At 40.1% G+C, this 24,380-nt stretch carries 25 protein-coding genes; all 25 read left to right on the top strand.

Annotated elements, in window-relative coordinates; all coding sequences use genetic code 11:
- The first annotated feature begins 189 nt into the window (after positions 1 to 189).
- The 25 genes from BJ095_RS10895 (at position 190) to hisIE (ending at position 24,175) form a co-directional block, all read left to right on the top strand.
- The gene (locus BJ095_RS10895) at positions 190 to 2,196 is read left to right on the top strand and encodes a S9 family peptidase (RefSeq protein WP_235867641.1); all 2,007 of its coding nucleotides are present in this window, start codon (positions 190 to 192) and stop codon (positions 2,194 to 2,196) included.
- Positions 2,197 to 2,314: 118 nt separating this feature from the next.
- Complete coding sequence (locus BJ095_RS10890; protein WP_107933706.1) at positions 2,315 to 2,782, top strand: S-ribosylhomocysteine lyase; 468 nt, start codon at positions 2,315 to 2,317, stop codon at positions 2,780 to 2,782.
- A 175-nt stretch (positions 2,783 to 2,957) separates the two neighbouring features.
- On the top strand, positions 2,958 to 3,824 hold the full coding sequence (locus tag BJ095_RS10885) for a YitT family protein (protein ID WP_107933704.1): 867 nt from the start codon (positions 2,958 to 2,960) through the stop codon (positions 3,822 to 3,824).
- Between the two features lie 61 nt (positions 3,825 to 3,885).
- Positions 3,886 to 4,257 (top strand): cytochrome c551, encoded by a 372-nt coding sequence (gene cccB / locus BJ095_RS10880; RefSeq protein WP_107933702.1) that lies wholly within the window; start codon positions 3,886 to 3,888, stop codon positions 4,255 to 4,257.
- 265 nt (positions 4,258 to 4,522) lie between these two features.
- Positions 4,523 to 5,230 (top strand): CoA transferase subunit A, encoded by a 708-nt coding sequence (locus BJ095_RS10875; RefSeq protein WP_107933700.1) that lies wholly within the window; start codon positions 4,523 to 4,525, stop codon positions 5,228 to 5,230.
- Complete coding sequence (locus BJ095_RS10870) at positions 5,227 to 5,880, top strand: CoA transferase subunit B (protein WP_107933698.1); 654 nt, start codon at positions 5,227 to 5,229, stop codon at positions 5,878 to 5,880. The genes BJ095_RS10875 and BJ095_RS10870 overlap by 4 nt, the downstream gene beginning before the upstream one ends.
- 168 nt (positions 5,881 to 6,048) lie before the next feature.
- Complete coding sequence (locus BJ095_RS10865; RefSeq protein ID WP_107933695.1) at positions 6,049 to 6,666, top strand: TetR/AcrR family transcriptional regulator; 618 nt, start codon at positions 6,049 to 6,051, stop codon at positions 6,664 to 6,666.
- A 106-nt stretch (positions 6,667 to 6,772) separates the two neighbouring features.
- The gene (locus BJ095_RS10860) at positions 6,773 to 7,915 is read left to right on the top strand and encodes an acyl-CoA dehydrogenase family protein (RefSeq protein WP_107933693.1); all 1,143 of its coding nucleotides are present in this window, start codon (positions 6,773 to 6,775) and stop codon (positions 7,913 to 7,915) included.
- Positions 7,916 to 8,039: 124 nt separating this feature from the next.
- Positions 8,040 to 9,683, top strand: a complete 1,644-nt coding sequence (locus tag BJ095_RS10855) for an AMP-binding protein (RefSeq protein WP_181418047.1) — start codon at positions 8,040 to 8,042, stop codon at positions 9,681 to 9,683.
- 12 nt (positions 9,684 to 9,695) lie between these two features.
- Positions 9,696 to 11,057, top strand: coding sequence for an acetyl-CoA carboxylase biotin carboxylase subunit (locus BJ095_RS10850; protein ID WP_107933691.1), 1,362 nt, complete (start codon positions 9,696 to 9,698; stop codon positions 11,055 to 11,057).
- 93 nt (positions 11,058 to 11,150) lie between these two features.
- Complete coding sequence (locus tag BJ095_RS10845) at positions 11,151 to 11,363, top strand: acetyl-CoA carboxylase biotin carboxyl carrier protein subunit (RefSeq protein WP_107933689.1); 213 nt, start codon at positions 11,151 to 11,153, stop codon at positions 11,361 to 11,363.
- A gap of 13 nt (positions 11,364 to 11,376) precedes the next feature.
- Positions 11,377 to 12,285 carry a hydroxymethylglutaryl-CoA lyase gene (locus BJ095_RS10840; RefSeq protein ID WP_107933688.1) on the top strand — a complete coding sequence of 303 codons (909 nt, stop codon included), beginning with the start codon at positions 11,377 to 11,379 and terminating at the stop codon, positions 12,283 to 12,285.
- Entirely contained in the window at positions 12,282 to 13,061 is a 780-nt protein-coding gene (locus tag BJ095_RS10835; RefSeq protein WP_107933686.1) for an enoyl-CoA hydratase, read from the top strand. The genes BJ095_RS10840 and BJ095_RS10835 overlap by 4 nt, the downstream gene beginning before the upstream one ends.
- 16 nt (positions 13,062 to 13,077) lie before the next feature.
- Positions 13,078 to 14,616: an acyl-CoA carboxylase subunit beta gene (locus BJ095_RS10830; protein ID WP_408056961.1), complete on the top strand. Its 1,539-nt coding sequence runs from the start codon at positions 13,078 to 13,080 to the stop codon at positions 14,614 to 14,616.
- A gap of 221 nt (positions 14,617 to 14,837) precedes the next feature.
- The gene (gene hprK, locus BJ095_RS10825; protein WP_107933682.1) at positions 14,838 to 15,779 is read left to right on the top strand and encodes an HPr(Ser) kinase/phosphatase; all 942 of its coding nucleotides are present in this window, start codon (positions 14,838 to 14,840) and stop codon (positions 15,777 to 15,779) included.
- 44 nt (positions 15,780 to 15,823) lie between these two features.
- Positions 15,824 to 16,714: a prolipoprotein diacylglyceryl transferase gene (lgt, locus tag BJ095_RS10820; RefSeq protein ID WP_107933681.1), complete on the top strand. Its 891-nt coding sequence runs from the start codon at positions 15,824 to 15,826 to the stop codon at positions 16,712 to 16,714.
- Between the two features lie 41 nt (positions 16,715 to 16,755).
- Positions 16,756 to 17,397, top strand: coding sequence for a pyrophosphatase PpaX (gene ppaX / locus BJ095_RS10815; RefSeq protein ID WP_107933787.1), 642 nt, complete (start codon positions 16,756 to 16,758; stop codon positions 17,395 to 17,397).
- 4 nt (positions 17,398 to 17,401) lie between these two features.
- Positions 17,402 to 17,911: an acyltransferase gene (locus BJ095_RS10810; RefSeq protein WP_107933679.1), complete on the top strand. Its 510-nt coding sequence runs from the start codon at positions 17,402 to 17,404 to the stop codon at positions 17,909 to 17,911.
- Positions 17,912 to 18,448: 537 nt separating this feature from the next.
- Positions 18,449 to 19,618, top strand: a complete 1,170-nt coding sequence (locus BJ095_RS10805; protein WP_107933678.1) for an ATP phosphoribosyltransferase regulatory subunit — start codon at positions 18,449 to 18,451, stop codon at positions 19,616 to 19,618.
- Entirely contained in the window at positions 19,615 to 20,238 is a 624-nt protein-coding gene (gene hisG, locus BJ095_RS10800; RefSeq protein ID WP_107933676.1) for an ATP phosphoribosyltransferase, read from the top strand. The genes BJ095_RS10805 and hisG overlap by 4 nt, the downstream gene beginning before the upstream one ends.
- Before the next feature lie 15 nt (positions 20,239 to 20,253).
- Complete coding sequence (gene hisD / locus BJ095_RS10795) at positions 20,254 to 21,534, top strand: histidinol dehydrogenase (protein WP_107933674.1); 1,281 nt, start codon at positions 20,254 to 20,256, stop codon at positions 21,532 to 21,534.
- 1 nt (position 21,535) lies between these two features.
- Positions 21,536 to 22,141 carry an imidazoleglycerol-phosphate dehydratase HisB gene (hisB, locus tag BJ095_RS10790; RefSeq protein WP_107933672.1) on the top strand — a complete coding sequence of 202 codons (606 nt, stop codon included), beginning with the start codon at positions 21,536 to 21,538 and terminating at the stop codon, positions 22,139 to 22,141.
- Complete coding sequence (hisH, locus tag BJ095_RS10785; protein WP_107933670.1) at positions 22,138 to 22,785, top strand: imidazole glycerol phosphate synthase subunit HisH; 648 nt, start codon at positions 22,138 to 22,140, stop codon at positions 22,783 to 22,785. Before hisB ends, hisH begins: the two co-directional genes overlap by 4 nt.
- Entirely contained in the window at positions 22,779 to 23,537 is a 759-nt protein-coding gene (hisF, locus tag BJ095_RS10780) for an imidazole glycerol phosphate synthase subunit HisF (RefSeq protein WP_107933668.1), read from the top strand. The genes hisH and hisF overlap by 7 nt, the downstream gene beginning before the upstream one ends.
- Entirely contained in the window at positions 23,534 to 24,175 is a 642-nt protein-coding gene (gene hisIE, locus BJ095_RS10775) for a bifunctional phosphoribosyl-AMP cyclohydrolase/phosphoribosyl-ATP diphosphatase HisIE (RefSeq protein WP_107933666.1), read from the top strand. Before hisF ends, hisIE begins: the two co-directional genes overlap by 4 nt.
- Positions 24,176 to 24,380 lie beyond the last annotated feature (205 nt).

Here is a 24,380-nt window from a genome sequence, read left to right as displayed (position 1 = left end):
TTTTTTTTGAGTGTGAATTGTGTGTGTACCAGGTACACACACAATTCGAGAACTATTTAGAATTTTCTTAATTGTCTGCGTACCTGGTACGCAAACAATTCTAAACATTTTAAAAATTATTTGACATAGAGGGGAGGAGTGATAAACTTTATATTACGGAAATCGAAATAATGGTTTGAAAGGGTGGAAATGATGGTTGCAAAAAGATTACTAGATAAAGAGGATTTATTTAAAATTCAATCTGTTACAAATCCGCAGTTAGCGCCTAATAACAAAGAGGCTGTTTTTATTAAAACGCATATTGATGAAAAGGAGAATCAATATTTCTCTAGTATTTTTCATTTAAATGTAGATACAAAGGAAGTAACGCAGTGGACTTTTGGAAATGAACGTGTTTCCTCTCCTAAGTGGTCTCCAAATGGTGAGCAGGTTGCCTTCATTTCAAATCGAGACGAAAAAAGCCAAGTGTATATTATTAATAAAAACGGTGGAGAAGCTAAAAAAATCACTAATCTTGAATCAGGTGTAAGTTCCTTTTTATGGTCTCCATGTGGGGAGAAAATTTGGATTACAAGCAGCTTGAAGGAAGATACAACATTTACAGACACAGCTAAAAAAGAAAAAGAAAAAGAAGATAAAGAAAAACCGAAAGCCTATGTAGTTGATAAAATGCGCTACAAAATGGATGGATTAAAAGGGCATGGGTTAACGAAGCAACAGGTGTATTCTCAAATTGCCATCCTTACATTGAAGGATGAGTCAATCGAACAATTCACTGAAGGCAAGCATTCGCACTCATTATACGATATTTCACCAGACGGAAAAAAGGTGATTATTGGGGTAAATCGCGAAGAACAGAAGGACTATGATTTTAGACAGCCACTTTATTTAGTTGATGTGGAAACGAAAAACGAGACAGTTCTGGTAGATCATGAGGGCTACTATGGTGGAGCTAAATTTTCGAATGACGGAAAATTTATAGCCTATGCAGGAAGTAATGCAGAGTTTAAAAATGCTACACATTCAAATATATATATCTATGAAATTGAAAACGGTATAACTCAAAATCTAACAGAAGGTATCGATTCCCCAGTGGGTGACTATGCGGTTGCAGATACGCAACAAGGCGTTAATGCACCAAGTATTGTTTGGACAGAAACAAATGATTTATATTTCCAGCTCTCGAATTTAGGAGATGTTCAACTCTATTATGCTAGTTTAGAGGGTGCCATTTATCCAGCATCGCAAGAGGGAGAGCATGTCTATGATTATACAGTTTCTACAGATGGCCAATTTGCAATTATAGCTGTATCGAATCCAACCTTCCCTGGGGAGTTATTCTACTATGAAATTGCGAAAGGTGAAAGAACACAAATAACTCATTTCAATGATGCGTGGCTTAATGAGGTGAACTTATCAAAACCAGAACCGATTGTCTATACAAGTACAAATGATCTACAGGTTCATGGATGGTTAATGAAGCCAACAAATTATGAGGAAAATAAAAAGTATCCATTGGTCGTTGAAATTCATGGTGGTCCACATACAATGTACGCAAATTCATTCTTCCATGAGCTACAATTGTTAGCTGCTCAAGGATATGGGGTTTTATATGTAAATCCACGTGGAAGCCACGGCTACAGCCAAGAATTTGTGAATGGCGTGCGCGGTGATTATGGTGGTGGAGATTACGAAGATATTATGGCAGGCCTTGACTACGTTATCGGTGAAGAAGCATGGATTGATGTAGAACGATTAGGTGTAACAGGTGGAAGCTATGGTGGCTTCATGACAAACTGGATCGTCGGTCAAACAAATCGTTTTAAAGCAGCGGTTACACAGCGCAGTATTTCAAACTGGATCAGCTTCTTTGGGGTATCCGATATCGGCTACTACTTCACTCCATGGCAAATTGGTACAGATATGCTTGACCCAGAAAAGCTATGGGAGCATTCACCGTTGAAGTATGCTAAAAATATCGAAACACCTTTATTAATCTTGCATAGTGAGCTAGATTTCCGTTGCCCAATTGAACAAGCAGAGCAGTTATATATCACGTTGAAATCTATGGGGAAAGAAACTAGCTTTGTTCGCTTTCCAGACAATAATCATAATCTATCTCGTACAGGGACGCCGAACTTACGCATTGAACGTTTAGATCAAATGGTAACTTGGTTCGAAAAATATTTAGTATAATCATCAGTGCAAAAAATAGCTTTCTCTTGTAAAATAAAGAGAGTGAGTAATTTGATTAATCAAACTATTTGAAGTTTGGTTTTATAATCATAGATTCTGGAAATGAGGTTTGAAAAAAATGCCTAAAATGAATGTTGAAAGCTTTAACTTAGACCATACAAAAGTAGCTGCACCGTATGTACGACTTGCTGGAACAAAAGAAGGTCAAAATGGTGATGTTGTTCGAAAGTATGATGTGCGTTTCAAACAACCGAATATCGCGTTTATGAAAATGGATGCACTTCACTCAATCGAGCACTTAATGGCAGAAAATATTCGCAATCATACAGACTACGTTGTGGATATGAGTCCAATGGGATGCCAAACCGGCTTTTATTTAACAATGATCAATCATGATAATTATGATGAAGTATTAACTATTTTAGAAAATACTTTACAGGATGTTGTTAACGCAACAGAGGTGCCAGCATGTAACGAAGTACAATGTGGCTGGGCAGCAAACCATAGCCTGGAAGGTGCAAAAGAATTAGCAGCAGAAATGCTGGAAAAACGAAATGAATGGTCAACTATTTATAAAGAAGACTAAATTTAAAATTCTGGGGGACAGTCCTTTTTAAGGGCTGTCTTTTATTTTTTAATCATAGCTAAAATTGAAAAACACTGTCCCTTCATCTTACTAAAGTTCTCTTTTTCAAGGTTGTTTGTTATAATCATGCAGGAGAAAAATAGAAGCTGAGAATTTGATGTGAGTGAGGAAATATATGAGTAAAATAAACAAGAATAATGTATCCAATTCTACAAAAGATATAATACAGGAATACATTTATGTACTTCTTGGTGCTGCTGTAATAGCATTTGGATTTAATGCATTTCTATTCCCCAATCAAGTAGCCTCCGGAGGCGTTAGTGGGATAAGTACCATTTTAAATGGTCTTTTTGGATGGAATGCAGGAATTGTTCAATATGCTTTTAATATTCCGCTATTTATCTCAGGTGTATTCATCTTAGGTAAAAATTTTGGAATAAAATCGTTTGTCGGCACTTTAGCCCTGCCATTCTTTGTTATTCTCTTTGCCCAAATGGGTGCTTTAACAGATAATGCATTATTGGCTGCCCTTTTTGGTGGAATCATGGTGGGTCTTGGTATCGGTTTAGTATTTAAAGGGAATGCTTCTACTGGCGGTACAGATTTATTAGCTCAAATTATTACAAAATATACTGGGCTAACGTTAGGTACAAGTGTTCTTTTGATTGATGGTATTATTGCTATTAGTGCAGCATTAGTATTCGATTTTGAAAAAGGGTTATATGCCTTAATTGGTCTCTTTGTTACGACGAAGACAATTGACATCGTTCAGTTAGGTTTTAGCCAATCAAAAATGGTGTATATTATCTCTAATAGTCAAGATCAAATTCGAGATGCAATTTATTTGGAAATTGATCGAGGCGTGACGAAGGTTCCTGCTTTTGGGGGATATACTGGCGAAGAACGTGTAATGCTAATGGTGGTTGTTTATCAATCAGAATTCACAAAGCTGAAACAAATCATTAAAACCGTTGACCCTGCTGCATTTGTCATCGTTTCAGATGCTTATGAGGTACTGGGTGAAGGTTTCAAACGAGTGTAACTTTGGTATACTTACCAATGTAAACCGTATTTTATTTTATATTTTTTGGAGGGGTTCAAAAATGAAAAAAGCATGGTTAGCATTAGTATTCGGTTCAGCATTATTCCTAGCTGCATGTGGTGGCGGCGACGACGAAGCAACTGACACTAACACAGGTACGGAAGATACAGTAACTGAAGAAACTGGAGATACTGCAACAGGTGGCGCAGATGCGGCAGCTGGTGAAGAACTGGTTCAATCTTCTTGTACGTCTTGTCATGGAGGAAACTTACAAGGGATGGGTAATACACCTGCACTTTCAGATGTAGGTAGCCGTCTTTCAGAAGAAGAAATTCATGATGTTATCGTAAACGGTCGTGGCGGAATGCCTAAGGGCTTACTACAAGGTGAAGATGCTGAAGCAGCTGCAGCTTGGTTAGCTCAACAACAATAAAATTAAAATTATCTAAGACAAAGCCATTTCAATTCGGCTTTGTCTTTTTTTGTCTTTCAGCAAACAAATAAAAGATGGTACATAATATGCAGAATTTCACATATAAAGTATTAGAGATATTTTTATATAGTCTTGAAGGACTATTAAAGATTACTCGTCAAAAAATACTATTATTTAAAAAATATAAATATTTAGAATCTATTAGTTTACTATTTAAAAATCATATGATTATAATATATGTAAATTTGTTTTAAGGAGGTATTTTGTGCGCAAAGTAGAAAAAACGATACATGAAATAGTGAGTGATATAAAAAGTGGAGCTACTATTCTAGTGGGTGGCTTTGGGCTTTGTGGTATTCCAGAGATAGCAATTGATGCTATTCGTCAAAAAGGCACAAAGAATTTGACAGTGGTTAGTAATAACTGCGGTATTGATGACCGTGGCTTAGGATTATTACTGGCGAACAAGCAAATTAAAAAAATGATTGCTTCCTACGTAGGAGAAAATAAAATTTTTGAGCAACAATATTTAAATGGAGAGCTTGAGGTAGAGCTGACACCGCAAGGGACGCTGGCAGAACGAATTCGAGCAGGTGGTGCAGGAATCCCTGCGTTTTATACAGCAACAGGGGTAGGAACACCGATTGCTGAAGGAAAGCCAGTGAAAGAATTTGACGGTAAGGAATATATCGAAGAACGTGCGATTGTAGGTGATTATGCTTTTGTAAAGGCTTGGAAGGCAGACAAACTCGGGAACCTCGTTTACCGAAAAACGGCTCGTAATTTCAATCCGATTATGGCTACAGCAGGAAAAATTACCATTGCTGAAGTAGAAGAAATTGTAGAGGTGGGAGAATTGGATCCTGATGAGATTCATACACCAGCAATATTCGTCCAACATGTAATTTTAGGTGAGAACTACGAAAAGACAATCGAAAAACGAACTATAAGAGCAGAGGAGGCGATAGGATGACGACCGTAAAGATGCGAATCGTCAAGCGCGCTGTACAAGAAATTGAAAATGGCATGAATGTTAACCTTGGGATTGGTATGCCCACTCTAGTTGCAAATGAAATTCCAAGTGATTATAAGGTACTGCTGCAATCGGAAAATGGACTATTAGGTATTGGCCCCTATCCTTATGAAACCCAGGTAGACCCAGACTTAATCAATGCAGGAAAAGAGACAGTTACAGCTGTACCAGGTGCATCATTCTTTGACAGCGCAGAAAGCTTTGCAATGATTCGAGGGGGCCATATCGATGTAGCAATTCTAGGAGGAATGGAAGTATCTCAGGAAGGGGATTTGGCGAACTGGATGATTCCTGGCAAGGTTGTTAAAGGAATGGGTGGAGCGATGGATCTTGTACAAGGAGCAAAGAGAGTTATCGTTATTATGGAACACGTTTCGAAATACGGAGAATCCAAGATTAAAAAAGAGTGTACATTGCCGTTAACAGGGAAAAGCGTCGTCCACCGTCTTATTACAGATTTAGCTGTATTTGATTTTACGGACACAGGAATGGTGCTTATTGAAACAGCATCAGGTGTCTCAGTAGAGGAAATCAGAGAAAAAACAGAAGCTGATTTTGTTATCAGTGAAAATCTGAAAGAGTATGTATAAAGCGGAGAAAAAAGGGGATTTCGACGTTATTTATAGTGGTTTGCTAGAAATGAAGATAGATAGATTTAATATTATAAATAATGATAATCGACAAAAAATGGGAAATAAAATGACCTTTGCTACGAAAAAAACCTGAAATACAGGGGGTGATTGATAGGGGGGAAAGCGATGGCAGTACAATCGTTGAAGGAAAGAATCATTGAAACGGCACTGGATCTTTTTCGGCATAAGGGCTATCACGGGGTGTCGGTAGACGAAATTGTAGAAACAGCAGGAACATCCAAGGGTGGATTTTATCATAAGTTCAAATCCAAGGATGCACTGTTATATGAAATACATGATGTATTCATTTCTCAAGTGTTAAAAGAAACCAAAAAAGCATATGACCAAAATGAAACTCCAATCGATAAAGTATGTTCCATGTTGTATTCGTTTACAAACGTATTTGACGTGTATCAACGTCATATTACCGTATTCTATGATGAAAGCGCCTATTTACCACCAGAATATAAAAATGTCATCAAAGAAAAGCGGACAGAATACCGCCAAATGATAGAACAAGTAATCGAGGATGGAAAGAAAAGCGGTCATTTTAGACCCGAGATTTCTACCACAATTACGACAATGGCTATCATAGGGCTAGTGAACTGGACATATAAATGGTATCGACAGAATGGCAGTCTAACGATGGAGCAAATTACACTTCATTTTAACGATTTGATTTTAAGAGGAATTATGACAGATCAAGGCAGTCAAGAAGCGAAACATAAAAAATACCTAATCTAAATATTAGTGGATATCCAGTCAGTGAGGTCTGGTTTTTTTAACATAATGTACAAACCGACTAGTCGGTACCGATTGGACAGTCGGCAAACTAAAGGGGGAATAAGGGATGAATTTTGAACTAACAAAAGAACAGCAAATGATTCGTGATATGGTCAAGGAGTTTGCTCGAGAAGAAATTGCTCCTTATGCTCGAGAGCTGGATGAGAAGCATGAATTTAGGAAAGAAAGCTTCGATAAAATGGCCGAACTTGGTCTTTTCGGTATTCCGTTTCCTGAGGAATATGGCGGTTCAGGAGGAGATACAATTTCCTATGCATTAGCGGTAGAAGAAATTGGACGTGCATGCGGAGGTACTGGTTTGAGCTATGCCGCTGCTGTCAGCTTGGGAGCAACGCCTTTCTATAACTTTGGAACAGAAGAGCAGAAACAGGAATTTCTTGTTCCGATGGCGCAGGGGAAAACACTTGGTTCATTCGGACTGACAGAGCCCAATGCCGGTTCAGATGCAGGAGGAACAAGAACGAAAGCTTACATCGAGGGTGATGAATGGGTTATTAATGGTGAGAAATGCTGGATTACAAATGCTAGCTATGCCCGCCAGGTAGTTGTGACAGCTGTTACAGGTAAGAATGATCGAGGTAAAAACATCATCACGGCCATCATTGTTCCAACTGACACACCGGGTGTGACAATTCGTTCGGAGTATCAAAAAATGGGTGTTCGTGCCTCCAACACTTGTGAAATCATTTTGGAAAACGTTCGTGTACCACGCGAAAACGTACTTGGAGATGAAAAGAAAGGATTTGGTCAGTTCTTAAATACGTTGGACGGCGGGCGTATTTCTATTGCTGCACTATCTGTAGGGATTGCACAGTCTGCTTACGAGAAAGCTCTGCAATATTCTAAGGAACGCGTACAATTTGGGAACTCTATCTCTAAATTACAGGCAATCCAGTTCAAATTGGCGGACATGGCAATGGAAATCGAATTAGCTCGCAATATGGTAATGAAGGCAGCATGGTTGAAGGATCAAGGCAAGCCGTTTAAAAAAGAAGCAGCATTCGCAAAGCTTTTTGCTTCTGAGATGGGTTTCCGTACTTGTAACCAGGCTATCCAAATCCATGGTGGGTATGGCTATATGGCAGAATACGATGTTGAACGACATTTACGGGATATCAAACTGATGGAAATTGGGGAAGGAACATCCGAAATCCAGCGTGTTGTCATTTCACGTATATTGGGCTGTTAGTTCTTTGGTAAATAAGAAAGTATAAAACTTTCATATCACATAAGTGCAACTAAGTCTGCCCACAAAAATGCTTGGCAATCAGTCAATCTTTCTAAACAAATAAATGATATAGGGAGGAATGCGTATGGCAGAGTTGGTTTATCAAACGCTTGGCGAGCTACTAGAAGAAAAGTCTGCACAATATCCAGATAGAGAGGCATTAGTTTATGCAGACCGGAATTTCCGTATGTCATATGCCCAGTTGAATAAACAAAGTGATTTAGTTGCGAAAGCGTTGATGGCAATCGGACTTGAAAAAGGGCATCATTTCTCGGTATGGACGACGAACGTACCTGAATGGCCGGTACTGCAGTTTGGGTCTGGCAAGATGGGAGCACCACTTGTAACGGTGAATACTAATTACCGTACAAGTGAACTAGAATTTTTACTCAAGCAATCTGATACAAGAGCCATTATATTAATAGACCAATATCGTGACCATTCATTTATTGATACATTATATGAAATTTGTCCAGAATTGAACGACTCTAAGCCAGGTCAGTTGCAAAGTGCCCGCCTGCCACTTTTGAAAAACGTTGTTGTTATTAGCGACAAGAAATATCCAGGGACGTTCAACTACGAGGAATTTTTAGCAAAAGGTATTGAAGTGTCAGATGAACAGCTAGAGCAGCGCAAAAATTCCATAAGATTTGATGATGTCATTAATATTCAATATACATCAGGGACCACTGGTTTCCCGAAAGGTGTTATGCTCACGTCTTCCAATCTGATCAATAATGCGATTAATATTGCAGAATGTATGAAGCTGACGCACGAAGACCGTCTATGTATCCCAGTACCGTTTTTCCATTGCTTCGGGTGTGTTATTGGTACATTGGCTATCGTTTCAGTGGGAGGCACAATGGTACCTGTGCAGGAATTCCATCCAGAGGAAGTACTTCGAACAGTTGAAAAAGAAAAATGTACTGCACTTCATGGGGTGCCGACAATGTTTATCAGTGAGCTGAATTTGCCTAATATCAAGGAGTTTGACTTATCAACGTTACGAACTGGCGTAATGGCTGGTTCCAATTGTCCAATCGAAGTGATGAGGGACGTTATTAATACACTTGGAATGGTAGATGTGACAATTTGCTATGGTCAAACTGAGACGTCACCCGTGCTTACACAGACACGTACTGATGACCCATTGGATCTTAAAGTAGAAACAGTTGGACGCGCTTTGCCGAATGTGGAAGTGAAAATTGTGAAGCCTGGTACAAACGAAGAGGTTCCTAGAGGTGAGCAAGGAGAAATTTGCGCACGAGGCTATGTGGTTATGAAGGGGTATTACAATAATCCAGAGGCGACTCAAGAAGCAATTGACTCAGATAGTTGGCTCCATACTGGCGATCTTGGCACGATGGATGAAAATGGGTACGTTCGTGTTACAGGACGTTTGAAGGAGATGATTATTCGCGGCGGAGAAAATGTTTATCCACGTGAAATAGAAGAATTCCTTTATCAACACCCAAAAGTGCTGGATGTTCAGGTAACCGGTGTACCGGATGAGAAATACGGCGAGGAAGCAGCAGCATGGATTATCTTAAAAGAAGGGCAGATAGCAACGGAAGAGGAGATTAAGGAATTTTGCACTGGGAAAATATCGAGGCATAAAATTCCACGACATATCATTTTCATTGACAGCTATCCTATGACGGCGTCTGGAAAAATACAGAAGTTCAAACTTCGTGAACAGTTTTCAGGTTTCGTCAAAACACTGAAGTAAGGAGGTTAGAATATGTTCAAAAAGGTTCTCATAGCGAATCGAGGAGAAATCGCACGACGCATTATTCGTACTTGTAATAGATTAGGCATCGAAACGGTAGCCATCTATTCAGAGGCTGATGCTAACAGTCTTCATGTTAAAGAGGCAACGGAAAGCTTCTGTATCGGTAAACCGCCAGTAGCGCAAAGTTATTTGAATATAGACGCCATTTTGGATGTAGCAAAACAAACCGGTGCCGATGCTGTACATCCAGGCTATGGATTGTTATCAGAAAATGCAGCCTTTGCAAAACGGGTGGAGGAAGTAGGAATAACATTCATTGGCCCAAAATCACAGGTCATTCAAGCAATGGGCAGTAAGCTTGAGGCTCGCAAAACAATGCAGCAGGCAGGAGTGCCAATTGTGCAAGGAGTAAATGAACCAATTGAGGACACGGACGAAGCTGCAAAAATTGCAGAAGAGATTGGTTTTCCAGTGATGCTAAAGGCTTCTGCAGGCGGTGGTGGAATTGGTATGCAGCTAGTTAACAATGAAGAGGAGCTGCGTAAGGCGTTTGAGGGCAATCAAAAACGTGCACAGAGCTTCTTCGGAGATGGCACAATGTTTATCGAAAAATTCATTGCCGAGCCTCATCATGTAGAAGTGCAGGTGCTGGCTGATGAACATGGAAACGTGGTACCGGTATATGAGCGCGAATGCTCTATCCAGCGACGCAATCAGAAAGTCGTGGAGGAAGCACCTTCTCCATTCATATCAGAAGAAACGCGTAAAAAAATGCTGGATGCGGCAGTGGATGCTGCTAAGCATATTGGATATACAAATGCGGGAACGATAGAGTTCTTGGTAGACCGTAACCAAAACTTCTACTTCCTTGAGATGAACACAAGACTTCAGGTGGAGCATCCGGTAACTGAAGAGATTACGGGACTTGATCTCGTTGAGCAGCAGCTAAAGGTGGCAAATGGTGAGAAACTTGCCTTCAAAAGAGAAGACATCCAGAAAAAAGGGCATGCAATTGAGGTGCGCATTTATGCAGAACACCCAGTTACTTTCTTCCCTTCACCAGGAAAAATTACGAAACTTGTATTACCAGAGGGAGAAGGAATCCGACACGAGGTAGCAGTAGAAACAGGGAGCGATGTTACACCTTTCTACGACCCAATGATTGGAAAGCTCGTGGTATATGGAGCGACAAGGAATGAAGCATGTGTACGGTTGGCGGATGCTTTAAGTAACTATGTAATCGAGGGTATTAAAACAAATATTCCGATGCTATTAGAAACGGTGACACATGAGCAATTTTTAAAAGGCATCACAACAACGAAATTTGTAGAGGAATACTATTTACCAAACGCAACATCAGTCGGTAAATAAGACGAGAAGAGGCGCGGAAGATTGAACTTTGGCGAGTCAACATCTACTACGAGCCCCTTCTGTCCCATTCTATTTTACGCGGAGGGATAGTATATGACAATAGTAAAAGCGAGTATGGCAGGAACAGTATGGAAAATTTTAGTAACAGAAGGTGAACAAGTAGCAGCTGATCAGGAGGTTGTTATTTTAGAATCCATGAAAATGGAGATTCCAATTGTTACAGAAGAAGCAGGAATAGTAAAAAGGATTATTGTTGCGGAAGGCGATTTTATCAATGTAGACGACGATCTTCTTGAAATTGAATAAGGGAGTATAACCCATGCAGCTACCGAAGCGAGTACAAATCAAAGAAGTAGGACCACGCGATGGATTGCAAAATGAAATAATGTTTATTCCTACTGATGCGAAAATCAAGCTTATTAATCAGTTAAGTGACACGGGACTAAATTATATTGAAGTGACGAGCTTCGTGCATCCGAAATGGATTCCGCAGCTGGCAGACGCAGCAGAGGTTCTCAAGGAGATTAAGAGAAACACAGATATTACTTACGCTGCACTGGTGCCTAACAGCAAGGGACTTGAACGGGCGCTTGATGCTCATGTAGATGAAGTGAGCGTCTTCATGTCGGCGAGTGAAGGTCATAACAAATCGAATATCAACAAATCTATTGACGAAACGTTTCCTGTTTTAAAGGAAGTCGTTGATGGCGCTCTGGCAGCAGGTAAGAGGGTTCGAGGATATATCTCTACCGTCATTTCCTGTCCTTACGACGGCTATACAAAACCTGAGCAAGTAGTATACGTGGCAGAAAGGTTATTTGATATGGGCATCACTGAAATATCGCTTGGAGATACCATCGGCGTGGGTGTCCCAACCCAGGTGGATGCTCTGCTACAGGAAATGTTGCATCATTTTAAGGCAGAGCAGCTGGCGATGCATTTCCACGATACACGTGGCACGGCATTAGCAAATGTTATGACAAGTCTGGCAAATGGCATTACAAAATTTGATAGTGCCTTTGGTGGACTTGGCGGCTGCCCGTATGCAAAGGGGGCATCGGGTAATGTGGCAACAGAGGATCTATTATATTTATTGCATGAGATGGGTATTGAAACAGGGGTAAACCTTAAAAAAATCCAGCAAACAGCTCTTTCAATAGAAAGAATTATCGGCAAAAACCTATCATCCAAGCTGGCGGCTATTGCACGAGGGGAGGAAGAATCATGACAAAATTCGTAAAAGTCGAAGTGCAAGATGGTGTAGCACTTATCATGTTTACCCGGGCTGAGGCAGCAAATAGCTTGTCCATCCAACTGTTACATGAAATCAATGAGACACTTGAAGCGATCCATTATGATCGTTCCATACGTGCTGTTATCGTCACTGGCGACGGAGATAAGGCCTTTTGTGCAGGAGCAGACCTAAAGGAACGTAAAGGGATGAATGAAGAAGAGACTCGTAAAACCATCGCACTTATTGGCAGGACGGTGAACCACTTCGAAGCGATTGCCCAGCCGGTTATTGCGGCAATCAACGGTGTAGCATTTGGCGGTGGTCTAGAGCTTGCACTTGCATGTGATATTCGTATGGCTAGCAGTACGGCAAAACTCGGATTGACCGAAACAGCTCTAGGTATCATTCCAGGTGCAGGAGGGACACAGCGTCTTCCTCGTCTTATTGGTATCGGTAAGGCAAAGGAGTTAATTTATACAGCTCGCCGCCTGTCAGCAGAGGAAGCTTATCGATACGGAATCATTGAATACATTGTGGAGCCACAGGACTTGCTTAAACAGGCAAAGGAACTGGCACTTGAGATAGGTAAAAATGCGCCTCTTTCACTCGTTCAAGCTAAGACAGCAATTAATCAAGGAATGCAGACGGATATTTCTACTGGACTGCAGATCGAATCATTAGCTTATAGTCGATTACTTCATACTGAAGACCGGCTGGAAGGGTTGAAAGCTTTTCAAGAAAAACGTTCGCCAGTCTATCGTGGCAAATAAAAGGGGGATGGGAGAAATGGCAGAATATACAGCTGAAAGCAAGCATCAAGAAATGCTGGATACAGTGTTAAAGGGTGGTCATGAAAAATATCACGAAAAGAATAATGAACAGGGAAAGTTATTTGTTCGAGAGCGTTTAGAGCTATTATTTGATGAAGGGCTTCAAGCAGAGGATGGAACGTTTGCCAATGTACTTGCAGGCGATTTACCTGCGGATGGCGTCGTCACGGGTATTGGAAAAATTCACGGACGTACTGTGTGTGTAATGGCAAATGATTCAACAGTCAAGGCAGGATCATGGGGAAAACGAACAGTTGAAAAAATTATACGCATTCAAGAAACAGCTGAAAAACTAGGCGTTCCCCTATTTTATCTGGTCGACTCGGCTGGTGCCCGTATTACGGATCAGCTAGAGATGTTCCCTGGTCGCAGAGGTGCAGGCCGAATCTTTTATAACCAGGTGAAATTGTCCGGTCGCATTCCGCAAATTTGTTTGTTATTTGGTCCATCTGCAGCGGGAGGAGCATATATTCCTGCCTTCTGTGATGTCGTGGTCATGGTAGAAGGAAATGCATCAATGTATTTAGGATCGCCTCGAATGGCCGAGATGGTTATCGGTGAAAAAGTAGATCTTGAAACGATGGGCGGGGCAAAGATGCACTGTTCTATTTCCGGCTGTGGCGATGTTCTAGCAAAAAGCGAGGAAGAAGCCATTAGTTATGCAAGAAGATATATCAGCTATTTTCCGGATAATTTCAAAAATAAGCCGAATGTGGAAGAACCAAAGCTTCCTTCAAGTTTTGAAAAGTCGATTGACGAAATCATCCCTAAAAACCAAAATGCCTCCTTCAATATGTATGATTTAATCGACCGGATTATTGATGAAGATTCATTTTGTGAAGTGAAAAAACTGTTTGCTGCTGAGATTATCACTGGTTTTGCACGAATCAACGGTCAGTCTGTCGGCATCATTGCAAATCAGCCACGAGTTAAAGGTGGGGTATTGTTCCATGATTCAGCAGATAAGGCTGCGAAATTTATAAGTCTGTGTGATGCCTTCCATATACCGCTGATTTTCCTTGCAGATGTACCAGGCTTTATGATTGGTACACAGGTAGAGAAAATGGGCATTATCCGCCACGGGGCAAAAATGATCTTTGCCATGAGCGAAGCGACAGTACCGAAAATTACAGTTATTGTTCGCAAGGCATATGGAGCAGGTCTTTACGCAATGGCTGGACCGGCATTTGAACCGGACGTATGTATCGCATTAACAGGTGCTCAAATTGCAGTAATGGGACCAGAGGCAGCAGTTAATGCGGTTTATGCCAACAAGATTGCGGCCCTGCCAAAAGAGGAGCAGGCAGCATTTATTGAAAAGCAGCGGGATGAGTACAGAAAAGAAATTGATGTATATCGACTCGCCTCTGAACTAATTATCGATGATGTAATTCAACCCAATGACTTACGCAAGACGTTGGAGCTACGATTAGACGCTTACAAGTCTAAGAAGCTAGCATTTACAGAACGCAAGCATGGTGTCAGTCCAGTTTAACGTTTTGGAGGATTTGACGTAGCCTGATTGGTTAGATGTTAAGAATTATAGCCTGTATGTTGAAGGAATTTCTATCAGCATATAGGCTTTTTTGTGTGGATACGAGGGTAATTATGGATTTCTTATGGAATGGAAAAGGATTAATTTAAATACAATCCATCTGTTACATGCTAAAATAGGTACTATATGTCAATAGTATGAATAGAAATTGGTAGGGGGTAATGACCATTCAAGTCTCGACAAAAGAAGTCACAGAAAAATTTAATTTAACGTTAGTAAGTGGGCATGAAGGAATTGGCCGTTCTATTACGACAAGCGATATTTCAAGACCTGGACTTGAAATGGCGGGCTATTTCACGCACTATCCTGCAAATCGTGTTCAATTAATCGGAAAAACTGAATTATCATTTTTTGAAATGCTCCCAACTGAATTGAAAAAGGAACGTATGCTAAAGCTTTGTTCTCACGAAACGCCAGCAATCATTGTTTCAAGAGGCTTAGAGATACCGCAGGAGTTAATTACTGCTTCTGATGAAAATGATGTTCCGGTATTAAGTACAACTATGAAAACATCAAGCTTCTCAAGTAGACTAACAAATTACCTGGAAAGTAAATTAGCACCTACTGCTGCAGTACATGGTGTTCTTGTCGATGTTTATGGAATTGGCGTATTAATTATCGGGAAAAGTGGCGTGGGGAAAAGTGAAACTGCACTGGAGCTTATTAAAAAAGGCCATCGACTAGTAGCTGATGACTGTGTAGAAATTCGCCAAGAAGCAGAGAATCTAATTATCGGAAGTCCACCACCTCTATTAGAGCATTTACTAGAAATTCGTGGAATCGGTATCATTGATATTATGACGTTATTTGGAGCCAGTGCCATTCGTCCAACAAAGCGAATTACATTGATTATTGAGCTGGAAAACTGGGATCCAGAAAAAACATATGATCGATTGGGTCTAGATGAAGAGAAAATGAAAATTATTGATACAGATATCACTAAATTAACGATTCCTGTTCAGCCAGGGCGTAACGTATCTGTAATTATAGAGGTTGCTGCAATGAATTACCGTTTGAAAAAAATGGGTGTAAACGCAGCGCAAGAATTTTCTAGAAGATTAGACGAAGTAATTGCCATCCAAGATGAGATGGACGATTACTAAGGGGTTCACTAGAAAATTGCTTTAAAATGAAAGGGGTATTTTGAATGGAACAAGTATTACTTGCGATAAACCCTGTAGCTTTTTCAATAGGTACCATTGAAGTAAGATGGTACGGAATTTTAATTGCTTTAGGTATTGTACTAGCATATTTCGTAGCACAAAAAGAGGCAGTAAAAAGAGGTTTGCCAGAGGATTTCCTAACAGATATGTTAATTTGGGCAATTCCAATCTCTATAATAAGTGCCCGCATCTACTATGTTGCGATGAAGTGGGAATATTACGGAGCGAATCCAGAGAAGATTATTCAAATCTGGAATGGCGGTATCGCGATTCATGGCGCTTTAATTGGTGCTGTTATCACTGCTTATATTTTCAGTAAGAATAGAGGCATTAGTTTTTTAAAGGTTGCAGATATCGTAGCACCGAGTCTATTAATAGGACAAATTATTGGTCGCTGGGGCAACTTCATGAACCAAGAGGCTTATGGTGGACCAGTGTCGCGTGAGTTCTTAGAAAACCTAATGATCCCAAATTGGATTATTGAACAGATGTATGTTCAAGACCTTGGTACATATGTACATCCGACATTTTTATACGAATCAATGTGGAATGTAATTGGACTAATTATTCTACTTACTTTACGCAAAGTAAACTTACATCGCGGGGAAATTTTCTTTGGCTACATGATTTGGTATTCAATTGGACGTTTCTATATCGAGGGTATGAGAACAGACAGTTTGTACCTAATCGGTGAATTGCGTTCTGCACAAGTTGTATCTATTTTAGCGATTGTTTTGGGTATTATTTTCATTGTTTACAGAAGAATGAGGGTACGCCCTGTTGTTCGTTATCTTGATGAAGAAAAGGCTCCGAACAATAATAAGAAAACTAATACTAAGAACAATAACGTTAAGAACAAGGCGAAGAAAAAGTAAGCAATTAATTGGAGCTCGCACCAGAGATAAGGAGTTGCAACATTCATATGAAGGCTTTGCTATTTGATTTTGATGGAACTTTATTAAATACAAATGATCTAATTATCCAAACTTTTATGCATGTATTAGAGGAACGATTTCCTGGGCAATATTCGCCAAAAGATTGCATGAATTTCATCGGTCCGTCATTAAGAGAGACGTTTGAGCAATTAACTCCGAATGAAATCGATGAAATGATTGAGAAATATCGACAATGGAATTACGCGAATCACGACAATTTAGTGACAGAATACGACGGTGTAGTCGATACATTAGAAAAGCTCAAGCAAAAAGGCATCCGTTTAGCTATTGTTTCAACCAAAAGACGAGATACCATTGAAAAAGGGTTAGAACTAATGGGAGCAAAACATTTATTTGAGTTTTGGGTTGGTGTAGACAGTGTGAAAAATGTAAAGCCAGATCCTGAGCCAGTTCTATTAGCTATTGAGAAGTTAGGCGTTTCTAAAGAAGATGTCTTAATGATTGGCGATAATTATCATGATATCTTAGCTGGTAAAAATGCAGGTGTAAAATCGGCTGGTGTGGCATGGTCTATCAAGGGTGAAGAGTATTTAAAGCAATTTGATCCAGATTATATGTTGCAGCATATGTCTGATCTATTAACGATTGTGGAGGAGTCTTAGTCTGATGAGAAGAACGGAACGATACCCTGTTCAAGGTGCAAACTCATTATGGAAGGTCTATCAAACGGTGTCATTTTGGAAAGTGATGAAATGCTTTATCTTTATTCAAATTGGACGAATCACGCCGTTTATGAGAATAAAAAATTGGATTTATCGTACGTTTTTACATATGAAAATTGGCGAAAAGACTTCTCTAGCGCTGATGGTAATGCCCGATTCAATGTTTCCTGAAAGAATAACAATCGGAAATAACACTATTATCGGCTATAACACAACCATATTAGCCCACGAATATTTAATCGAAGAATATCGTTTAGGTGATGTGAAGATTGGCAGCGAAGTAATGATCGGAGCAAATTCTACAATCCTACCAGGGGTTGAGATTGGTGATGGCGCCATCGTTTCTGCAGCTACACTCGTGCATAAGGACGTCCCTGCCGGAAGCATGGTCGGAGGAAACCCAATGCGCATCATCTACACTGCCGAGCAAATGGCTGAACGAAAAAATAAATAGTTTTGATGAGAAGAATCTAAAAGTATGATGAATGCTTTTAGATTCTTTTTTTGTTAGGTAAGGACTTAATGAAGAGTGATGGATAGAGGGAAAAAGTGTGCGGAAAAGGGAGAGAAGTCGCAAGTAAACTGGAGAAACTCGCAAATAAAGAGTGAAAAGTCGCAAGTAAATTAGTAAAAGCCGCAAGTAAAAGAGAGAGTCACAAGTAAGTTAATGAATCTCGCAAATAAAGAGTGAGAGTCGCACGTAAACGGTGAAAAGTCGTACGCAATGCAAGGAAACGCGCACGTAATACAATCAAACTCCCAAGTACCCGCACCAAACTCGCAAGCCCCCACCCCCTCCACATCCCAAGGTTTTTCTATCAACCAATAAAAGGTATAATAGAATTATTCATAATTTTTATAATATTTACGGAAAATAGTATTTTCCAAATCAATGCATTGACGAACTGATGGATGTTCGGTAAAATTACTTTAACATATCAGTTCTCTAATTCTCTAGCGTACTAAAGTATAAATGGTAGGAAGTGTTATTATGTCATCGATAAAAATGTTTGAAAAACCATTAGGAATGCGTGATACATTCCCAATCACTTATGAAAAAACGGAGGAAGTTCGTCAAATCGGACGTGAATTTTTACGGGCTCGCGGGTTTGATTTTATTCAAACACCAAGTCTTGAGTACTTTGATACTGTGGGGAAAGCATCGGCAATCTATGATGCTTCACTATTTAAATTAGTAGATAGTCAGGGGAATACGTTAGTGCTTCGACCTGATATGACTACACCAATCGCGCGTGTAGCTACATCGAAACTATTAAAAGAGAAAATACCTTTACGTTTAGCATATTTTGCAAATGTTTTTCGTGCCCAGCAAACTGAAGGCGGGCGTCCTGCTGAGTTTGGCCAGATGGGTATTGAAATTATTGGAGATGGATCAGTTTTTGCAGACGCTGAAGTGATTATGACAGTTATTCATTTAATCCAAGCCTTTGGAATCGATTCCTTCAAAATTACAATTGGCCATGCGGGTGTCTTAAATTGTATTTTAAAGGATTACACAGAAAGTATGGAACAAGCTGTTGCTCTCCGAACTTTATTAGTCGAACGAAATTACGTTGGCTTTGAACAAGCAGTTGAAAGCTTCAATCTACCTAAAACTAAATCAGATGCTTTACTGCAATTCATAAGTGAAGCGACAAATTTTGTAACGATTCAGGATATCGAAAAGTATGTGCGAAAAAACGATGCACTTGAATACATGCAGCAGCTAGTGGAGCTTATTGATGCTGCGAATCTATCAGAATATGTTGCTTTAGACTTTACATTATCAAGTCATATGAATTATTACACTGGGATGCTGTTCGAAGTATTTGCTGAAGGAAGTGGCTTTGCATTAGGAAATGGGGGCCGCTATGACGGGTTATTGCACCATTTCGGCACTAAAGTGGGAGCGACTGGCTTTGGAATTCGAGTAGACCGTCTTCTGGAGGTTATCCCTTCCAAACCAACGACTAGTGAATCAATTGGTGTCATCTTTGAAGAAGAAGCCCTATTTATCAAAGCATTAGAAATGGCTAACTCTTTTAGAGAGGAAGGCAAACGAGTTACATTACAGTCGCGTAAAGGGTTAGTGGATGAAAATGCATTTGCTAAACACTTCGATCAAATCTTGTATGTCAGCCAGGAGGATTTAGTAGAATGAGTCATTTAACGATTGCCATGCCTAAGGGACGGATTTTTGAAGAAGCCTATCAAATGCTGATAGAAGCAGGGTTTAACTTACCTGAGGAAGTTGAAATGTCACGTAAGCTGATGATTGAAATTCCGGAAGAGCAAATTCGATTTATTTTAGCAAAACCGACGGATGTACCTGTTTATGTAGAGCATGGTGTTGCAGATCTTGGAATTGCCGGGAAGGACACTTTGCTGGAATTACGTAGAAATGTACATGAGCTATTAGATTTGAAAATAAGTCAATGCTACATCGCTTCGGCAGGTTTACCGAATACAACGATGAATGAAATAGCGCCACGAATTGCAACGAAGTATCCGAATATTGCCATGAATTACTATAAGGAAATCGGTGAGCAGGTAGAAATTATTGAATTAAATGGGTCGATTGAGCTCGCACCGATGATTGGCTTAGCGGATCGCATTGTCGATATCGTTTCTACTGGAAGAACCTTAAAAGAGAACGGGCTAGTGGAATACGAGCATATTACAGATGTTTCGTCTCGACTCATTGCCAATCCAGTAAGCTATCGAATGAAAAGCTCACGTATTCAAGAATTAGTATCACGAATGAAGAAAATTGTTATTTAGGAAGAAGGGCTATTTGTGAAAATTACAAGCTTAACGGACACAATATCTTTAAAGAGACAGCTTGAAGGAGGTAATGAAGAACAATTAAAAACAGTTCGAGGTGTGCTTCAGGATGTTCGTGAAAACGGTGATGCAGCCCTTCGCAAATACAGTGAAATGTGGGATGGCATATTACTAGATGATTTCCGTGTTACGCAAAATGAGATTGATAATGCCGTGCTAAACTTCGATCCGCAGCTTAAACAAGATTTAGAAGAGGCAGCAGCCAATATCCGCTACTATCACGAGGCGCAAAAACGTGATGGGTACAAGCTTCCAATCGATAATGGCTCTTGGCTGGGACAAAGAATTATCCCATTAGATGCAGTTGGATTATATGTGCCTGGTGGGTTAGCGGCGTATCCATCCTCTGTGCTAATGAATGTTATTCCTGCCCAGGTTACGGGGGTTGAGCGAATTGTTATCACTTCTCCAGCAGGAAAGAATGGAAAACTTCCTGATGCCGTGCTTGTTGCAGCTTCTATATTAGGGGTAAGGGAGATTTATAAGGTTGGTGGAGCACAAGCCATTGCAGCCTTAGCCTATGGAACAGAAACAATCGCTCCGGTTGATAAAATTACTGGTCCTGGTAATATCTTCGTCGCATTAGCAAAACGTGAAGTATTCGGTGAAGTGGCGATCGATATGATTGCTGGACCTAGTGAAATTGCAGTATTAGCAGATGAAACGGCTTATGCAGATGAAATTGCTGCTGATCTACTCTCTCAAGCTGAGCATGATGAATTAGCTTGTGCCGTTCTTATCACAACAAGCGAGCGATTAGCTCAAGATGTGGCGCTAGAGGTTGAACGACAATTAAGCACATTACCAAAAGAAGCGATTGCACGTAAATCGATTGAAAACTTTGGTCAAATCTATGTTGCAAAGGATTTGGAGCAGGCAATACAGGCGGTTAATTCATTAGCGCCAGAGCATTTGGAGGTTGTAACAGCAAATGCAGAAGAGGATTCATTAAAAATTCGTCATGCAGGGGCAATATTTATCGGGCGCTATAGCTCAGAGCCAGTTGGCGATTATTTCGCCGGGACAAACCATGTACTGCCAACAAATAGTACAGCCCGTTTTGCAAGCGGTTTAAATGTAGATGACTTTATTAAAAGGACAAATGTTGTTTATTATACTGAAAAAACGTGGGAGGAAAGTGCACCGAAAATTGCACGACTTGCAAGGATGGAAGGTCTGGAAGGGCATGCCCGTGCAGTAGAATCTCGAGGTTGGACTAAAGGAGATAAATAATATGACAGAACAAAATATACGATTTGCTCGAATTGAACGCAATACAAATGAAACAAAAATTGCTGTTGAATTAAATTTAGACGGAGATGGCCAAGCAGAAGTACATACAGGTGTTCCATTTATGGACCATATGCTGGATTTATTTATAAAACACGGTTTGTTTGATGGCAAGATTATTGCTGATGGGGACACACATATCGATGATCACCATACAACAGAGGATATCGGCATTGTATTAGGGCAAGTGATTCGTGAAGCACTTGGCGATAAAAAAGGCATCAAACGCTATGGAAATGCCTTTGTACCAATGGATGATGCACTAGCTCAAGTGGTCATTGATTGCTCGAACAGACCGCATTTAGAGTATCGTGTAGAGCCGGAGCTAAAAGAGAAGGTTGGCACGTTTGATACAGAGCTAGTCCATGAATTTTTATGGAAATTTGCTCTAGAAGCACGCATGAATGTTCATGTAATCGTTCCTTATGGTCATAACACACATCATATTATTGAAGCTATTTTTAAAGCGCTGGCTAGAGCAATAGATGATGCGGTACAAATCGACCCACGAGTGAAGGGTGTACCGTCAACAAAGGGGTTGCTGACATGAAAATTGGGGTAATCGATTATGGAATGGGCAATTTGTTTAGCGTAGAACAAGCATTAAAAAGACTTGAATGTGAGGTTGTAGTTTCAGCTGATCCTCAAGAATTGGCGGCAACAGATGCTCTTATTTTACCTGGTGTTGGTGCTTTTCCTGATGCCATGAAGCGCTTATCTGAAACGGGCTTAGATCGTTTCGTTCGTGAACAAGTCGATGCCAATAAGCCGCTTTTAGGAATTTGCTTAGGAATGCAATTGCTTTTTGAAGAAAGTGAAGAGGTAACTCCTACGAAAGGCTTTGGGTTCTTTAATGGGAAGGTTACACGATTCACAGGTGAAACCCCTACTGGTGAAAAATATCGCGTTCCTCACATGGGATGGAATACATTAGAATTTAAATCCTTGCCTAAATGGCTAGAAGACCAAGCTTTTCCAGAAAGTAAATATGTTTATTTTGTTCATTCGTTTTATGCAGTCAATATAAATCGCGAGCAGCTTGTAGCCAGTGCCGATTATTTTGATACAGAGGTGCCAGGTGTTGTGCAAGCTGAAAATGTGTGTGGAATGCAGTTCCATCCTGAAAAGTCAGGGGAGTTCGGTGTTTTCTTACTTGAACAATGGTTAAAAGGTGTGGGGGTGCTGGCATGCTAACAAAACGTATTATCCCTTGCCTTGATGTAAAAGAAGGTCGTGTTGTAAAAGGGATTCAATTTGTAGAATTGCGTGATGCCGGAGATCCGGTTGAACTAGCGAAATTTTATGATGAGCAGGGTGCTGATGAGCTTGTTTTCTTAGATATCTCTGCCTCCCATGAAGGTCGCCAAACAATGGTTGATGTGGTGCGTCAAACAGCGTCAAGCCTAGCGATACCTTTTACTGTTGGAGGGGGTATCCGTACTTTAGACGATATGAAACGAATTCTTCGTGCAGGTGCAGACAAAGTATCAGTGAATACCTCAGCGCTTGAACGCCCAGAGCTGATAAAAGAAGGCTCTGATTTCTTTGGAGCACAATGTATCGTGGTAGCAATCGATGCGAGATATTCTGAGGAAGATGGCACTTGGATGGTCTATACTCACGGGGGGCGCAACAAAACAGATTGGCAAGCAGTTGAATGGGCAAAAGAAGCGGTACGTCTTGGTGCAGGCGAGATCTTACTAACAAGCATGAATCAGGATGGCGAAAAAACAGGCTTTGATTTAGCTTTAACAAGGGCAGTTCGTGATGCTGTAACGGTACCAGTGATTGCAAGTGGTGGAGCTGGAAACGCAGAGCATTTTGTTGAGGTATTACAAGAGGTTGATGCAGATGCAGCACTTGCAGCATCAATTTTTCACTATAAAGAAACAAGTGTAGCTGAAGTGAAATCAGTGTTACGCGAAAAAGGGGTTTGTATCAGATGATAGAAGGCTTAAAGTTCGACGACAAAGGTTTAATAACAGCAGTTGTTCAGGATGCACAGTCAAAAGAAGTGTTAACTGTTGCTTATATGAATGAAGAATCACTACAAAAAACAATCGAAACAGGGGAAACTTGGTTTTACTCTCGTTCAAGACAAGAGCTTTGGCATAAAGGGGAAACAAGTGGAAATGTTCAAAAGGTAGTGTCTATAAAATCAGATTGTGATCAGGATGCGTTAGTAGTAGAGGTAATACCGGCCGGGCCAGCATGTCATAATGGAACGACTACTTGCTTCACAAATTCAATTGTTCAAAACGACGTCGTAGGGTCAGTAGATATTATTCCTGAGCTAGTAAATATCATTCGCCAGCGTGAAATCGATATGCCAGAGGGTGCTTATACTACATATCTATTTGAAAAGGGTATCGACAAGATATGTAAAAAAGTCGGTGAAGAAGCAACAGAAGTAGTAATTGGGGCAAAAAATCGTGATGCCCAGGAAGTGAAGTGGGAGACTGCTGATTTAATTTACCACTTATTAGTGCTTCTACAGGAACAAAAAATCGATGTCTATGAAGTTCTAGAAGTTTTAAAATCAAGACATGACGAAAAGAGAGCAAGTACAAAAAATAATCAATAAAATGAACCTGATTTCTTACAGTTAAAGCGAGGATTATTTAGGGATAAAGCAATACTTAAATAATGACGTATTACGTAATTATGTTATAATAAGTTTAATTGTCTAAGGAACGTACTATGCGTTCCTTTTGCTTTGTTTTAGCGATGTTTTACTATGACAAAGCAACGTAATTACGCCAAGGTGTAATGAATTTAGGTCGGAGGAT

Origin of the sequence: Ureibacillus chungkukjangi, assembly GCF_003217295.1 — a bacterium.
In the GTDB taxonomy this organism is placed as follows: Bacteria; Bacillota; Bacilli; order Bacillales_A; family Planococcaceae; genus Ureibacillus; species Ureibacillus chungkukjangi.
The sequence above is the reverse complement of the archived record's forward strand: the minus strand, read 5'-3'. Positions and strand labels throughout refer to the sequence as shown.